This window comes from Hominimerdicola alba 8, assembly GCF_000178155.2.
Lineage (GTDB): Bacteria > Bacillota > Clostridia > Oscillospirales > Ruminococcaceae > Hominimerdicola > Hominimerdicola alba_C.
This window is the reverse complement of the sequence record NZ_ADKM02000095.1, coordinates 34,817-50,529: the sequence shown is the minus strand read 5'-3', so window position 1 is coordinate 50,529 and position 15,713 is coordinate 34,817. Positions and strand designations below refer to the sequence as shown.

Sequence of the window (15,713 nt, the reverse complement as noted above, 5' to 3'; positions counted from 1 at the left end):
ATATTTTCATTTTCACGGTTGAACATCTGCTGTGCCGCGCCGCTGATACTGCTGACAGTTTTTTGCGGCAGTTCAGGCAGAAAGAGATATCCCGCAGGCATGCAGTCTGCGGGATATCGGAAAATCATTATTTAATGCAGGGTCTTGACGCCCTTTACGTGTGCGGCTATCTTTGAAACATCGGTGATGTTTATTTTGCCGTCATCGTTTACATCAGCGCGTGATACAGCATCGGAGTCAAGGCTCTTTATGTTCTTTACATGGGCGGCTGCCTTTGAAACATCGGTGACATTTATCTTGCCGTCGCCGTTGACATCGCCCTTAAGACCCTGTGCTTTCGGCTTGTTGATGATTATTTCAACATCGCCTGCGGGCATGGTGAAGTGTGTGTAATCATTTTCGGGGTCATCGAAATTGACATTGCCGCTCTTTGAAACCCAGCTTCCGAAATCTTCATAGGAACCAACGAAGAGTATATCAACAGTTTCGCCCTCTATGGCAGATGAGGTATAATAGCCGTCGGAGTTATAGAAAATCACATCTTTGTTGGCTTTCAGCTTGTATATGGGCGCATTTGTCAGCTTGACGAAGAAATACGCGCTGAACACTGCGCTGTTCTCGTCATCGTCATAGTAAGAAACTATCTGATAGTTGTTCACGCCGATGCCGTCCAGTTCGACAGACTTTGCATCTGCTTTCAGTTCTTTTACGAATGCGTTGTCAGCCCAGAGTTCCTGCTTGACGGGCTTGAAGTTGGTATCCCATTCGATCTTCAGGTTCTCGCCTGTGGGTGCGTAGCCGCCCATTGGTTCTACCGAGAAAGCGGGTCTGACTGACTTGAATGTGTCGCTGTAGACATAATCCAGATCACCCTCGCCGTAATATGCTTTCAGGCGGTAGATATCGCTGTCAAAGGAATTGCTGTACCAGAAGATATAGTCAAGGCTCTTCTGTGTGGGGTCTGGAAGTGTGTAGTAGGAGTATGTCAGATTTGTGGTGACTTCAACTTTTACAGGTGTAAAGTTGGTGTTCCATGTCAGGTGATGCAGGTCGCCCGAAGTTATATCCATATCGTTAGGCTGCATCGAGAACTTGTGGCTGCTGTCGGGAAGTACTGCCTTGAAAACAGGGCTTTCAAGGTATTCTTCGGGGGTGCCTCTGGCTTCGCTGGCGGGTACGGTGACTTTCAGCACAAGATCTTTGCCTGCGATATCTCTTGTGATGTTGACATAATTGAAGCTGACAGGGTCGCAGTGGTAGCTTTCCGCGAGTTTGCCGTCTGCGTAAAGTTCATAGTTAGTAAAGTCAAATTCACAGCCGAATATCACAGATACTTCATTGACATCATCGGGGAAAACTATGCTTTGGGGCAGTTCATAGAAATCGGGTTCAAATGCGGGATAGATGTCGGTAGCCGCTGTTTTCAGAGCATTCCCGCTGCCCTTCGGACGGATCGACAGGTAAACGGTCTTATACTCGAAGTCGCTGTTGGCGGTGAATGTCACCTTGCCCTTGTCTTCGGTATTTTCTATCTTTATGACCGCATCTGAGTATGTGGTGTTGTTCCAGTAGTCCATTACCTTAGCGGTATCTACAGGGAAGTTCGTTTCGTATACCAGTTCGCGGGTGTTGGTATTTCGGTACAGGTAGATCTCTCTGCCCGGCTGTGATGTGATCTTATACTGAGTCACCGCGAAAGTATCAGAGTCGATATACTCGCCGTCATCGCCGTAGTATACCCTGAACTTGATGCCATCGCCCTTCATGTCGGCGGTAACGGGGCAGTTTATGACAGCAGAGCCGCCCTCGAATGTCCATGTACACTTATCGCTTATCTTTTCTTCGCCTTTGTAGAGGGCTGCGCCGCGTGGCTCGAAGTCAACTGCGCAGGTGGCAAGACCTTCCGAACCATCTTCGGGCAGGTCAACATCAATGGGCTGTACCATGAAGTTGACATTAGCCATTGCGCGAACATGGAACACATCTGACTCGATATAATCGGAATAGGTCTTCTCGAATTCATCGTTCCATGAAGGATAGTAAGTCCTGAATTTGAGTTCTTTGCCCGCAAGTGATGTATCTACATTATAAATGTAGAAGTAATCGCCTTCGCAGTAGTCTATCACTTCGCCGTCAGCCAGTACTTCTTCGTATTCGGGGCAGATGTTATAGTCGGAACATTCAACAGCATGTTCGACTGAGCCCACCTCGCTTTCCTTTACCAGAACGTCCTGCGGCTGGAGAGTGTACTCGAAAGTATCGGAATAGCAGCGGAATTCATCTGTTTTGACCCATGCGGTGTCTTTTGAGCCGTATTTCAGTTCCAGCCAATATTTGTTGGATATGTTCGCATCAGCCTGCGAGAATTTTACCTTGACCGACCTGCCGTCTTCGGAAAGCACGTACCTGCTCGTATCAAGTTCTTTCGTGCCCCAGTTGGTGACAAGTCTTACACCCTTGATGGGGAAGTTTGCTGTGGCGGTCGTGCCGTTGGGTGACATGTTGTAGATGACAGCATCTTCGGGCTGTTCCTCTATCTCAGCCTGAAATACGTGGAAAGGTTCGGTTTCGACATACTTTGTGGGGGTATAGTACGACCTGAAAGTATAGGTCGCATGGTTGTCGGGTTCACCGAAATCTTCGTCTTTGTAGATAGGACCGCGTCTGCTGATATTGCTCAGAACATTCCAGTCATCGCCGTAGTCATCGTAGGTCTTGAGATGGGTAAAGCCGCCGTAAAGTTCGGTCTTGGCGGCGGGGAAGTTTATGCCGTAGGTCGGTTCATCGCCCGAACCGAGATAGTAGTCCTTCATCTGAGAAGTTATCTTCGGGGCGGTATCCAGGTAGAAAGTGCTGCTCTTGACAACGTCTGACGATTTGGTATCTTTCAGCCACACCTGATAGTAGTGCCCCAGCTGTGCGTAGTCATCGACATACCATGAAGCGGTCTTGAAGCTGGCAGGACCTATCTTCGTGATCTTTACGGGATTGCTGCCGTTTTTGTCCGACACCTGATAGATGTAGGCATCTGCCCACATGTTTGTGGCATTGTACTCCCACAGAACGGTGGGCAGCTTGTCAGTGTAGCAGTTGTTCCGCGGCGGTGTGGTAAAGTAGATACCTACAGCCGCATCTGCGGTGAACACCGATGCGGGTACTGCCGAAAGCACCATCGCTGCCGAAAGTGCGGCGCTCAGGGTGCGTTTGCCAAAGTTTTTTCGCTTGGTCTGCATGGTTGATTCCTCCTTAGAAATTAATTTGTATCGCGTGATATTAAGCGTGGTCCTGCATTTTTTGACGAATTGGTCGATTTCAACATAATTTTTTACATATAAATGCAAAACCCCAACAGCTTTTCACCATTATATCACACAGTTAATAAAAAGTCAATAAAAATTTAGGAAAATCGGAACTTTTTGAAAGTGTGGATATTCATATGATTTTTTTTATGACTATCCCTTTGGCACGCCGTCTGAAAATGCGGTAAATGAAAGAATGATTGAGCACCATACGTCAACCACCTTAAGTTCTGCAAGAACGCCGTTTTTGTGGTGTACAGCGGGATAACTATAATTTTATTTTTCGCGCTTGACATTTCTTACAAAATATGCTATAATATATTGTCTAAAGTGACCTTGCGCTAAGCGCAGGGTTATTTTGCTGTTGGGGGCAGTTCGTTAAATTGCACTTTATAAAACGCGATTATACTCCCCGAATTATGTAAGATAGGCGTTGTTTAAACAATTGTAAACGTAAAGTAATAAACTTCAGTAAAATTGGAGGAAGAGAAAATGATCAGAGAAGACCTCAGAAATGTGGCTATCATCGCCCATGTCGATCACGGCAAGACCACTCTCGTTGACCAGATGCTCAGGCAGAGCGGCACTTTCAGAGAAAATCAGGCTGTTGAAGAGCGCGTTATGGACTCCAACGATATCGAGCGTGAGAGAGGTATAACTATCCTTGCGAAGAATACTTCCATCAAGTACAAGGACGTTAAGATAAACGTCATCGACACTCCCGGTCACGCTGACTTCGGCGGCGAGGTAGAGCGCGTACTTAAGATGGTCAACGGTGTTCTGCTTCTGGTAGATGCGGCTGAGGGTCCCATGCCTCAGACACGTTTCGTTTTACAGAAGGCGCTTGAACTGGGTCACAAGATAATCATTGTCGTAAACAAGATAGACAGACCGGATGCGCGTCTTAAAGAGGTCGTTGAGGAAGTGCTGGAACTTCTGCTTGACCTTGATGCTACCGATGAACAGCTTGACAGCCCTGTACTGTTCTGCTCGGGCAGAGATGGTACAGCTTCGCTGACGATGGACGGCGGCACTGACATGACACCTCTGTTCGATATGATACTCGACTACGTGCCCGCACCTGAGGTAGAAGACGAGGGCGGCATGCAGTATCTTGTATCTGCCATTGACTATAACGAGTATGTGGGCAGGATCGCGATAGGACGCATCGAGCGCGGCACAATGAAGGTAAATCAGGATGTTACCATCGGTGACTACCACAACACCAAGCAGGAGTATCGCGGCAAGATAGTCACCATGTATCAGATAGAGGGTCTGAACAGGGTGCCTGTCAACGAGGCTAAGGCTGGCGACATCGTCTGCATAAGCGGTATAGAGAACATCACCATCGGTGATACGATATGCGAGTTCGGCAAGTTTGAGGCTCTGCCTTTCGTGAAGATAAGCGAACCTACCGTCGAGATGACATTCTCGGTAAACAACTCGCCTTTTGCGGGCAGAGAGGGCAAGTTCGTCACCACAAGACATATCCGTGACAGGCTGTTCAAGGAACTGCTGAAGGACGTTTCGCTGAGAGTTTCCGAAACTGACAATGCTGATACCTACCGCGTAGCGGGCAGAGGTGAGATGCACCTTTCTATCCTCATCGAAAACATGAGAAGAGAGGGCTATGAACTGGGCGTTTCCACACCCCGCGTGCTCTACCGCGAGATAGACGGTCAGCTGAATGAGCCTATCGAGAGAGTCGTTATAGATGTTCCCGAAGATGCAGTTGGTTCTGTAATGGAGAAGCTGGGAAGCCGCAAGGGTGAGTTGCAGTCTATGAACCCCATCGGCAGCAGAATGCGGCTTGAATTCCTGATACCTGCAAGAGGTCTGTTCGGCTACAAGAGCGAGTTCCTGACCGACACTAAGGGCGAGGGCATCATGAGTTCGGTATTTGAGGGCTATGAGCCTTACAAGGGCGACATTCCCAAGAGAGCGCAGGGTTCGCTGGTTGCATTTGAAACAGGCGAAGCTGTCACTTACGGTCTGTACAACGCTCAGGAGCGCGGCGAACTGTTCATCACTGCGGGCACTCAGGTATATGAGGGCATGGTAGTCGGTGCATCACCCAAGTCGGAAGACCTTGTGGTAAATGTCTGCAAGAAAAAGCATCTGACCAACACCCGCGCCAGCGGTTCGGACGATGCACTCAGACTGATACCGCCGAGAAACATGTCGCTGGAAGATGCGCTGGAATTCCTTGCTGATGACGAACTGCTGGAGGTAACACCCAAGAGCATACGCATCAGAAAGAGAACACTGAGCAACACTCAGCGTGCCAAAGACAGAGCGAAAATGTAATTCATAATTCATAATGCAGAATTCATAATTATTGGCAGGCATTATTGCTTTGCCGTTTTATCGAAAAAGAGCGCTCACGGAGATCTTCCGTGAGCGCATTTTTGTGCCGAAGTAAAAGCACCTGTTCCACACAAAGAACAGGTGCTTTCTTTTTTGTAATAAAATGTGACCGTCAAAACGCGATACCCGCGTCCATGTCAACAATTATGAATTATGAATTATGAATTAATTTTGCCCGTAGTAGGCGTTTTTGCCGTGTTTGCGCAGGTAGTGCTTGTCGAGAAGTTCCTGCTGTATGGGGGCGATGCCGGGATTGAGCATAACGGTGTGGAAGTTCATGAATGCGGCTTCTTCCAGCACTACCGAGTTATGCACTGCATCGAATGCGTCCTTGCCCCATGTGAAAGGTCCGTGACTGTGGACGAGTACTGCGGGGATAGACATGGGGTCAATGCCCTTGAATGCTTCAATGATGACTGTGCCTGTTTCCTTTTCGTACTCGCCTGCTATCTCTTCGGGGGTCATCTTGCGGGTGCAGGGTATCTCGCCGTAGAAGTAGTCGCCCTGAGTTGTGCCGTAGGGGATAACGCCCTTGCCTGCCTGCGCGAAGCTGGCAGCCCACTTGCTGTGGGTGTGTACGATGCCGCCCACTTCGGGAAAAGCCTTGTAGAGTTCAAGATGTGTGGGTGTGTCGCTGGAGGGCTTGTAGTGACCTTCTGCCACGTTGCCGTCAAGGTCAACGACCACCATATCTTCGGCTTTCATGCCGTCATACTCAACGCCCGACGGCTTGATGACTACCAGTCCGCTTGCGCGGTCTATCTCGGAAACATTGCCCCATGTGAATTTCACAAGACCGTATTTCGGAAGAAGCAGGTTTGCTTCAAGGACTTTCTGTTTGAGTTCTTCTAACATTTTCATTTTCCTTTCGATGATTTTGTTTTGGGCTTTTTGTCGGTCAGCTTGTAGCTTTGGTCTATCAGCGAGCAGACTTCGGCAAAGTCGGTCACTTCATCGGGCAGAATGCTTATCCAGAGCCGCTTGTTCATGTGGTATGCCCGCATGAAGCCCTGTTTCTGCACAAGTATATCAACCAGCAGAGGGTCACACTTGACATTCAGCACATCGGCTGTGCCCTCGCCCTCTATGCCGAGAGTCGAGCGCTTGACCTGCATGATTATCCCGAACCATTTCTTGGTATCTTTATGGCGGAACACTGCGGTGTCGAAGTCGCCCTCCCAGAGGTATTCGGGGTCGGTATCATATTCTTTTTTGACAAAGCCGAATACCTTATCCCTTCCGCTTGTCATATCTCGCCCAGTATCTTAGCGGCGGGTATGCCTGCGGAGTAGTTCTTCATGTACTGCTTCCAGCCCTCAGAACCTGCCTTGTCTGCACTGACGGTGGACTTCTCCATACCTGCGAATGCGCGGTTATCAAGCCAGTCGGCAAGTGTTTCTGACTGCTTTTCGCAGGTGTAAGCCGCAAGGAGAGCCATGCCCCATGCGCCGCCCTCGCCTGCGGTGGACATTACGCTGACATCACTGCCCAGTGCATCTGCAAGGAACTGCTGTGCAACGCCTTTGACTTTGAAAAGCCCGCCGTGACCTGTGATGCTTTTGGGCTGAACAGCTTCTTTCTCAAACAGTATATCGTTGCCCGCTTTGAGCGCCGCCATAGCGCCGTAGAGTTCGGCGCGGAAGAAGTCTGCCAGCGGCATAGCGCTGTCCGACTGACGGTAGTATGCGGGTCTGCCCGCGCCAAGACCAACAACAGGTTCGCCCGAAATGGTGTTGTAGCCCACCACGCCGCCGCAGTCGGGCGCGCCGTTGAGGGCGTTTTTGTAGAGTATCTCATAAGCATCGGAAACATCAACGGGACTGCCTGCCAGCTTAGAAAATTCGATGAACATGTTTACCCACTTATCCAGTTCGCCGCAGCAGTTGTTGCAGTGTACCATAGCCACATCTGCACCGTCGGGGGTGGTGACCACATCTATCTGGGGATAGTGACCTTTCATTGGCTTTTCGAGGACTATCATCGAGAAGATGCTTGTACCTGCGGAAACGTTGCCTGTACCCTTGCGGACAGCGTTGGTGGCGGTCATGCCTGTGCCTGCATCACCTTCGGGCGGTGCAAAGAGAACGCCTGCCTTGAGGTCGCCTGCGGGGTCGAGAAGTTTCGCGCCCGCTTCGGTAAGTGTGCCGCACTTGTCGCCTGCCTGCGCCACAGCGGGCAGTATCTCGCTGAGTGACCTGCTGAGTACGGCAGTTTCGGGCAGCGCGGCAAACTTCTCCAGCATGGCGGTGTTGTAGTGGTCACCGCCCTCAATGGGGAACATGCCCGAAGCGTCACCCACGCCCAGCGTTCTTTCGCCTGTCAGCAGGAAATGAACGAAGCCTGCAAGTGTGTTCAGGTGTGCGATACTGCCAACATGACTCTCTTTGCTGAGAATAGCCTGATAGAGGTGTGCGATGCTCCATCTTTCGGGGATATTGAAGCCGAACAGTTCAGTCAGCTTTGCGGCGGCTTCGCCTGTCATGGTATTGCGCCATGTCCTGAAAGGCACGAGAAGTTCATCATTCTCATCAAAGGCGAGATATCCGTGCATCATGGCAGATATTCCCATGCCGTCGAAAGTCGTGAGGGTAACGCCGAATTTGTCTGTAACATCTTTTTTCAGTTCGGCATAGCAGTGCCTAAGCCCTGTGATGATGTCATCGCGGGTGTATGTCCATATGCCGTTGTCAAGGCGGTTTTCCCAGCTGTGAGAGCCGCCTGCTATCGGCGCTAAACTCTCGTCAACGAGGCAAGCCTTGATGCGGGTCGAACCGAACTCGATGCCGAGATATGTTTTGCCCTGTTCTATCATTTCCTTAGTTGTCATGTCAATTCTCCTTTGCGGTCAGATCTTTACGGTCACCATTTGTACTTCATTTTTTTCTGCTGGAAGTAGTCGTCCTTTTTATCGGGCGGCGAAGCTATCAGTTCGGGGTGGTCTGAGGTGAATATATCCTCAAAATTTGTCGATACAGCCCGCCCTGACGAAAGTTCCAGCGTGTCTGCGGCTTTTTTCATACCCATATTGCGCACATCGCGCTGTGCGCTGTGATAGTCGAACGGAAAGCGCGGCAGACCCCGCAGAAAATCAAGGTCGGTCAGAAGTTCGCCCGATCTGTAGTAGGCATAGCCCAGATAGCCCAGCATTATTACAGGTTCTATGGAAAATTCACCGAAAAGTACGGACACGAATAATATCGAGATCACGACGGGCAGGAATATCATCCAGCGGTGTTTATAACTTACGGTGCGTATCAGCGCACTGCTGGCTGCCAGTCCGACATAGTAGAAAGCCCGTCCCACAGCGAAATCCATGTCGCTCTTGTTGAAGCCGCCGATCTCAAAAATGAAGAAGCCCGTCCAGCCCATAAAGCCATATACCAGCAGTGCAGGCAGAAGCGGCGCAAAAGCTATCGTGCCCAGCCGCTTATGTTCTCTCAGTTTTTTGCGGTATATGTCGCGCAGGTCTTCATCGGGCATAGTCTGCCAGTCTTCGCGGAAATTATCCATAGTAAGTCCTCCTAAATTGTACTTACAACTTTATTATATCACATCTAATTGATAATTACAAGTCTTTTTTTGCCGTTATGTTTTCACGTAATTGTAGAAAAATCTGACTCAAATTCGGCAAAGCTGATAAAAATTGACAGTGTTCAGACAGATCTGTGCGTTTTATCAGAATAAAAACAGGAAGACCCGCAAGTCTTCCTGTATGATATCAGATATCTTCGTAAAGTCTGATATACTCCTTAGCTGAGCGTTCCCAGCTGAAATCCTGTTTAAAGGCGTTGTTCACCAGTCTGCCCCAGCGCATCTTGTCATCGTAGCATGCCCTTGCGCGTATTGTCGCATCGAGCATATCCTGTGCGTTGTAGGTCTTGAAAGTGAAGCCGTTGCCGTTCTCGCCGCCCGCATCTCTGATGGTGTCGCGCAGACCGCCTGTTTCACGTACTATCGGGATAGTGCCATATCGCAGTGCTATCATCTGTGCAAGACCGCATGGTTCGCTCTGTGACGGCATGAGGAACATGTCTGCGCCTGCATATACGCGGCGCGAAAGTTCAGGTACAAATCCCAGCCGCAGACCGACTCTGTCGGGGTAGCGGTAGTGCATCTCGGTGAAGAAATCTTCGTATATCTTTTCGCCCGAACCGAGTATCGCGAACTTGTAGCCCAGCCTTATCATATCCTCGAACACATATTTTATAAGGTCAAGACCCTTGTGCGAAACGAACCTTGTGACTATGCCGATGATGGGTTCTTTGCCTGTGGACATGCCCAGTTCATTTTCAAGGGCACGCTTACAGACTGCTTTGCCCGATTTATCGGCAAGGCTGTAGTTTTTGGCGATGTTCTTGTCGGTGGCGGGGTCGTAAATTGTCTGGGATATGCCGTTTAAGATACCGCTGAGTTTATACTGCTGGTGTACCAGTTCCCTGTCAAGGGAATGCGAGTACCAGGGGTCGAGTATCTCCCATGCGTAGCTGGGTGAAACTGTTGTTACCCTGTCGCTGACTTCAATGGCGGCTTTGAGGAAGTTCACATCGCCGTCATAACTCAGCAGATTTGTGTGATACAGCGGTATGCCCATAAGGTCACCGATAATTTCAAGCCCGTACTGACCCTGATACTGAATGTTGTGTATCGTGAACACGGTCTTTATATCCTCATAGCCCGGCTGGTAGCGGTAGAATATATCGTAGTATACAGGCACAAGTGCCGTCTGCCAGTCGTTTGCATTTATGACATCGGGCTTGAAGTCGATGAATTTAAGCAGTTCAAGCACTGCCCGCGAGAAGAATATATATCTCTCGGCATCGTCATAGAAGCCGTACAGACCGTTTCTTGCGAAGTAATATTCGTTATCCAGCAGGTAGTAGGTAACGCCGTTCTCAACGCCCACGAAAACTCCGCAGTACTGGTTGCGCCATGCAACGGGTACGGTGAAATTGGTCACGTAGTTCAGCCTGTCTTTGAGTTCCTGCCTGATGGAACTGTACATCGGCAGAACAACGCGGCAGTCCTGCCCCAGTGCGTTCAGTGCGGCAGGCAGTGAACCTGCAACATCAGCCAGTCCGCCCGAAGCCACATAAGGCAGACCCTCACTTGCGGTGTAAAGTATTTTCATAGTATCACCATCCTTTTTGGTAGATAAAGTCAGCCGCATAAACAGGCGGCGTGACCGATATTGATAAAAACCGCACAGCGCCGCCGACGGGCACTATGCGGCATAAATTCTTTATGCGGCTATCCGCGTAACAACGTAAATTCGGGATAAAAACGAATAATTGATGTTTTTGTATCTTTCCCCCGAAACGGGTATATCAGCGTGACAGTCATAATTCTTTATGCTTTCGCCAAACGCCTCAGCAAAACGGCATCGGGTGTCATACCCTGCCGCCTTATATCGGCATATCAGACGGTAGCGCCCTTAGAAACGTACATCTGATATTCGGCGGAACTTGTCAGCACATGCTTTGGTGCAACGGTAACGTCCTTGTCGGTTATGACATAGTTCATCTGTGCGCCGTCGCCAACTACAGTGCCCTGACCGAGTATGCAGTTTTTCAGCTTTGCGCCCTTGCCTATCTTTACGCCCCTGAACAGCACACAGTTCTCCACTTCGCCCTCGATTATGCAGCCGTCAGCCACCAGCGAGTTCTTTACTATGCAGTCGAGGTCATACTTTGCAGGTGCATTATCGCTGACCTTTGTGTAGATAGACCTTTTGGGAACGAACAGCTTTCTTGCGTTCTCAGGGTCGAGTATATCCATGTTTGCCTTGAAATATGTATCGGTGGAATTCAGCTTGCTGAAATAGTACTTGTATTCGTAAGCCATTATTTTCAGTTCACTGCATCTCTCCTGAAGTATATCCTTCTCGAAAGACACCTTGCCCCTTGCGATGGAGTCCTTTATCATATCCACCATAAATTCCATGCTCATAACGAACATGTTAAGACTGCATGTGCATGTGCCGCTGAGTTCGGGCTGTATCAGCACGCTTGTGACCTGACCCTCTTCGTTGGTGTTCAGCACAGTGGCGGTTTTCAGGTCATCAGAGGTATACGGACCTGTGTGAGATACAACGGTGATATCAGCGCCGCTCTCGATATGCTTTGCAACTATCGGCTTGTAGTCGATGTTGGTGATAACATCGCAGTCGGTGAGAACTATATACTTCGCAGTAGAATGCGAGATGAAGTTCATAGCACCGTAGATAGCTTCTATCCTGCCTCTGTAGAGGGTGCTTTCAACGTTGCCGAAAGGAGGCAGTATGTAAAGACCGCCCTTCTTTCTTGCGAGGTCCCACTCTCTTGCACTGCCCAGATGATCGAGAAGTGACTGATAATTGGACTTGGTTATTACACCGACCTCAGAGATGCCGCTGTTTACCATATTAGAGAGGGGGAAATCTATCAGGCGGTATCTGCCGCCGAACATTACAGAACCCATAGTCCTGTTCTTTGTCATATCGCCAAGAGTCGTGTCGTGCATGTTAGCGAAAACAAGACCCAGTACATTACCCATATTAACTTCCATTTTACTCGGTCCTTTCTTACATATCTTCGTAGATTATTGCTTTTGGCAGAACGTTGCTTCCGTCAGAGATGGTCAGGTTATGACCCACGACAGCAACGCCCCAACTGTCCTTGTCCTCGATAGTTTCGGGGCGGGCACCTATCTGGCAGTTCTCTCCTATCACCGAGTTTTCGCCTACTATCGCATATTCTACTTTAGCGCCTTTCTTTACGACAGCGCCGGGCATCAGTATCGAGTCATATATAACAGCACCCTCTTCGACGATAACGCCGTCGGATATCATTGAGAACTCAACAGAACCGTCAATGACACAGCCCTCAGTTACCATAGAGTTCTGCACCTGAGCGTTCTTGCCTATACTCTGGGGCGGGTATACAGGGTTTCTGGAATATATCTTCCAGTTGGGGTCATAGAGGTCTATCGGGATATTTGGATTTATAAGATCCATGTTTGCTTCCCACAGCGACTCTATGGTACCAACATCCTTCCAGTAGCCGTCAAATCTGTAAGCCACCAGTTTTTCGCCTGCTTCGCGCATATCGGGGATTATGTTCTTGCCGAAGTCCTTTGAAGCAGTTTCGTCCTCTTCATTGGCGATGAGGTAAGCACGCAGTTTCTCCCATGTGAAGATGTATATACCCATCGAAGCAAGAGTAGATCTGGGCACCTTCGGCTTTTCCTCAAAGTCGATGATATTGTCGTCATCATCGGTTATCATTATACCGAAACGGCTCGCTTCTTCCTTAGGCACGTCAAGCACCGCGATGGTAGCGGCGGCTTTCTTTGACTTGTGGAATTCCAGCATCTTATTGTAGTCCATCTTGTATATGTGGTCGCCCGAAAGCACTACTACGTATTCGGGGTCATATCTGTCGATGAAGCCGATATTCTGATAGATAGCGTTTGCTGTACCCGAATACCAGTCAGCACCCATTGCTTTCTGATATGGGGGCAGTACATGAACACCGCCGTGTATGCGGTCGAGGTCCCAGGGCTGACCGTTGCCGATGTATTCATTCAGCACCAGCGGCTGATACTGGGTCAGCACGCCCACTGTGTCTATACCTGAATTTATGCAGTTAGACAGAGGGAAATCGATGATACGGTACTTTGCGCCGAAAGGCACTGCGGGCTTTGCAACGTCCTGAGTCAGGGCGTAAAGTCTGCTGCCCTGACCGCCTGCCAGAAGCATAGCCACACATTCTTTTTTGTTGAACATAAAATTTTCACCCACCAAATTATTATTTTCTTACTATATTTCTTCACGCCCCGCCGTTATCGGTGCGGGGGTGTGAGTTGTCTTTATTCTTCGGCTGTTTCAGCCTTTTGGTCTGCCGCTGACTTTTTATTGTCGGCAGACTTTTTCTCTTCGTCCGACTTCTTTACGCTGTCAGGCTTTTCTTCGTCCTTTTTCACCTCAAAATACAAGCAGGCGAAAGGCGGTATATCTATGCAGACGGACTGACTGAAATTGTGCATCGGAACGTCCTGCGACTTCACGGTGCCGTTTGTCATCGGTGCGCCGTCGGGCGATGCCGAGTTGAATACCTCAGTATATCTGCCCTTGTAAGGCACGCCGAAGCAGTAGCTTTTTCTTTCTACAGGCACGAAGTTGCACAGCACGATCACCTCGTTGGCATCTTTGTCAAATCTGCGGAAGATTATTATGCTCTGTCGGAAGTCGTCATTCGCTATCCAGCTGAAGCCCGACCAGTCAAAGTCCTTCTGCCAGAACTGCGGGTGGTCGAGATAGAAATGGTTGAGCCGTTTTGAGAATGCCTGATAGTTGCGGTGGTTCTCGTACTCATCGACCAAAAACCACTCCAGACCGTTCTCATAGTCCCACTCGCGGAACTGCGCGAACTCAGTGCCCATGAACATCAGCTTTTTGCCGGGATGCGCCATCATATATGCGTTGAACAGCTTGCACTGCTCGAACTTTTTATCCACATCGCCGCCGTACATCTTGTTCACCAGTGAAGCCTTGCCGTGTACCACCTCATCATGTGAGATGGGGAGTACGAAATTCTCGGAAAATGCGTAGAAGAACGAGAATGTCAGCATATCGTGGTGGAACGCCCTGTCGATGGGGTCATAACTCATATATTTGAGCATGTCGTTCATCCAGCCCATGTTCCACTTGAAGTTGAAGCCCAGACCGCCGTCTGTGACCGGCTTTGTGACCATCGGCCATGCGGTGGATTCCTCAGCTATCATCAGCACAGTTGGGCACCTTGAGAACACAGCGGTATTCAGGTCGCGCAAAAACTGCACAGCTTCGAGGTTCTCGTGTCCGCCGTAGATGTTCGGTGTCCACTCGCCGTCACGCCTGTCATAGTCGAGGTACAGCATCGAAGCCACTGCATCAACGCGCAGACCGTCTATATGGTACTGTTCTATCCAGTAGAGTGCGTTGGAGATAAGGAAACTCTTGACCTCGTTCCTGCCATAGTCGAACACCCTTGTGCCCCACGCGAGATGATCCCTCTTCTTCGGGTCAGCGTATTCGTAGGAAGCGCCGCCGTCAAACTCAAACAGACCCGCCTCATCACGCGGGAAGTGTGCAGGCACCCAGTCGAGAATGACAGATATCTCAGCCTGATGGAACAGGTCTATCATCTCCATGAACTCATGCGGCGTGCCGAAACGCGATGTGGGGGCGTAGTAGCCTATACCCTGATAGCCCCACGAACCGTCAAACGGGAATTCTGCCAGCGGCATGAATTCGATGTGGGTATAGCCCATCTCCTTAAGATAGGGGATTATCGCCTTAGCGAACTTTGTATAGGAATAGTACACGCCGTCATCACAGCTTTTCCACGAATTGAGGTGTACTTCGTAAATATTCATCGGGCAGTTGTAGACATCTTTGGTCTTGCGTGCCTCCTGCCACTTTTTATCCTTCCACTCATAGCCTTCGATATCGAATATCTTAGAGCCTGTCTGGGGCTTCAATTCCATATGAGTGCCGTAGGGGTCGGCTTTGTAATGGCGCTTGCCGTCACAGCCGTCTATGCAGAATTTGTATGTATCGAAAGTCTTTAAGCCCTCAACGAAAGTTTCCCATACTTCCGAGTCGGCTATCTTTTCCATCGGGGTCTTGTCATCGTCCCAGCCGTTGAAGTCACCGACCAGTGAAACGGCTTTGGCTTTAGCCGCCCAGACCCTGAAATAATGACCTTTCTTACCGTCCTTTTCGCCCTTGTGACAGCCAAGAAAACGGTAAGTTTCCATATTGGTGCCGTTGTGGAAAAGGTAAAGGGGTATCTCATATCCCTGAGGTATCTTATCCATGAAAACGCTTGCCTCCTTACAGTGAACAGGGAAAATATGCCGTCAGCTTGTGCTGTTATACCGAACACTGCCGCAAGATAAACGGCAAAAGACCGCTGTGACCTTTCAGCGTCAGACACAGCTTTGGTGTTTGGTATATGACATAATTATGCCTTTTTAATACTCTTATTTTAACTCTTTTTTAATAGTTTTTCAAGGGGTTTAGTAATT

The 15,713-nt window shown here is 49.4% G+C and carries 10 protein-coding genes; 1 reads left to right on the top strand and 9 read right to left on the bottom strand.

Annotation, left to right across the window (positions count from 1 at the left end; genetic code table 11):
• Positions 1 to 131: 131 nt before the first annotated feature.
• Positions 132 to 3,233, bottom strand: coding sequence for a dockerin type I repeat-containing protein (locus CUS_RS20435; RefSeq protein ID WP_002851076.1), 3,102 nt, complete (start codon positions 3,231 to 3,233; stop codon positions 132 to 134).
• A 558-nt stretch (positions 3,234 to 3,791) separates the two neighbouring features.
• On the opposite strand from CUS_RS20435, the gene typA reads away from it, so the two are divergent.
• On the top strand, positions 3,792 to 5,606 hold the full coding sequence (gene typA, locus CUS_RS11930) for a translational GTPase TypA (RefSeq protein WP_002851022.1): 1,815 nt from the start codon (positions 3,792 to 3,794) through the stop codon (positions 5,604 to 5,606).
• Between the two features lie 225 nt (positions 5,607 to 5,831).
• Here typA and araD read toward each other — a convergent pair whose 3' ends face one another.
• From araD to glgB, 8 genes are all read right to left on the bottom strand, one after another.
• Positions 5,832 to 6,521, bottom strand: coding sequence for an L-ribulose-5-phosphate 4-epimerase (gene araD, locus CUS_RS11925; RefSeq protein ID WP_002850994.1), 690 nt, complete (start codon positions 6,519 to 6,521; stop codon positions 5,832 to 5,834).
• 2 nt (positions 6,522 to 6,523) lie between these two features.
• Complete coding sequence (locus tag CUS_RS11920) at positions 6,524 to 6,916, bottom strand: MmcQ/YjbR family DNA-binding protein (protein WP_002851078.1); 393 nt, start codon at positions 6,914 to 6,916, stop codon at positions 6,524 to 6,526.
• A complete protein-coding gene (locus CUS_RS11915) occupies positions 6,913 to 8,493 on the bottom strand; it encodes a xylulokinase (protein ID WP_002851065.1) in 1,581 nt (526 codons plus the stop codon). Before CUS_RS11915 ends, CUS_RS11920 begins: the two co-directional genes overlap by 4 nt.
• A 32-nt stretch (positions 8,494 to 8,525) precedes the next feature.
• Complete coding sequence (locus CUS_RS11910; RefSeq protein WP_002851002.1) at positions 8,526 to 9,176, bottom strand: hypothetical protein; 651 nt, start codon at positions 9,174 to 9,176, stop codon at positions 8,526 to 8,528.
• A 208-nt stretch (positions 9,177 to 9,384) separates the two neighbouring features.
• Positions 9,385 to 10,794: a glycogen synthase gene (locus CUS_RS11905; protein WP_002851073.1), complete on the bottom strand. Its 1,410-nt coding sequence runs from the start codon at positions 10,792 to 10,794 to the stop codon at positions 9,385 to 9,387.
• A 287-nt stretch (positions 10,795 to 11,081) separates the two neighbouring features.
• The gene (glgD, locus tag CUS_RS11900; RefSeq protein WP_037277242.1) at positions 11,082 to 12,209 is read right to left on the bottom strand and encodes a glucose-1-phosphate adenylyltransferase subunit GlgD; all 1,128 of its coding nucleotides are present in this window, start codon (positions 12,207 to 12,209) and stop codon (positions 11,082 to 11,084) included.
• A gap of 16 nt (positions 12,210 to 12,225) precedes the next feature.
• On the bottom strand, positions 12,226 to 13,428 hold the full coding sequence (locus CUS_RS11895) for a glucose-1-phosphate adenylyltransferase (protein WP_002851004.1): 1,203 nt from the start codon (positions 13,426 to 13,428) through the stop codon (positions 12,226 to 12,228).
• A gap of 83 nt (positions 13,429 to 13,511) precedes the next feature.
• Complete coding sequence (gene glgB / locus CUS_RS11890; protein ID WP_002851007.1) at positions 13,512 to 15,503, bottom strand: 1,4-alpha-glucan branching protein GlgB; 1,992 nt, start codon at positions 15,501 to 15,503, stop codon at positions 13,512 to 13,514.
• Positions 15,504 to 15,713 lie beyond the last annotated feature (210 nt).

Excerpts from the sequence above, each read along its gene's own strand:
- CUS_RS20435 (WP_002851076.1), bottom strand. The coding sequence starts at position 3,233 with ATGCAGACCAAGCGAAAAAACTTTGGCAAACGCACCCTGAGCGCCGCA.
- typA (WP_002851022.1), top strand. The coding sequence starts at position 3,792 with ATGATCAGAGAAGACCTCAGAAATGTGGCTATCATCGCCCATGTCGAT.
- araD (WP_002850994.1), bottom strand. The coding sequence starts at position 6,521 with ATGTTAGAAGAACTCAAACAGAAAGTCCTTGAAGCAAACCTGCTTCTT.
- CUS_RS11920 (WP_002851078.1), bottom strand. The coding sequence starts at position 6,916 with ATGACAAGCGGAAGGGATAAGGTATTCGGCTTTGTCAAAAAAGAATAT.
- CUS_RS11915 (WP_002851065.1), bottom strand. The coding sequence starts at position 8,493 with ATGACAACTAAGGAAATGATAGAACAGGGCAAAACATATCTCGGCATC.
- CUS_RS11910 (WP_002851002.1), bottom strand. The coding sequence starts at position 9,176 with ATGGATAATTTCCGCGAAGACTGGCAGACTATGCCCGATGAAGACCTG.
- CUS_RS11905 (WP_002851073.1), bottom strand. The coding sequence starts at position 10,794 with ATGAAAATACTTTACACCGCAAGTGAGGGTCTGCCTTATGTGGCTTCG.
- glgD (WP_037277242.1), bottom strand. The coding sequence starts at position 12,209 with ATGGAAGTTAATATGGGTAATGTACTGGGTCTTGTTTTCGCTAACATG.
- CUS_RS11895 (WP_002851004.1), bottom strand. The coding sequence starts at position 13,428 with ATGTTCAACAAAAAAGAATGTGTGGCTATGCTTCTGGCAGGCGGTCAG.
- glgB (WP_002851007.1), bottom strand. The coding sequence starts at position 15,503 with ATGGATAAGATACCTCAGGGATATGAGATACCCCTTTACCTTTTCCAC.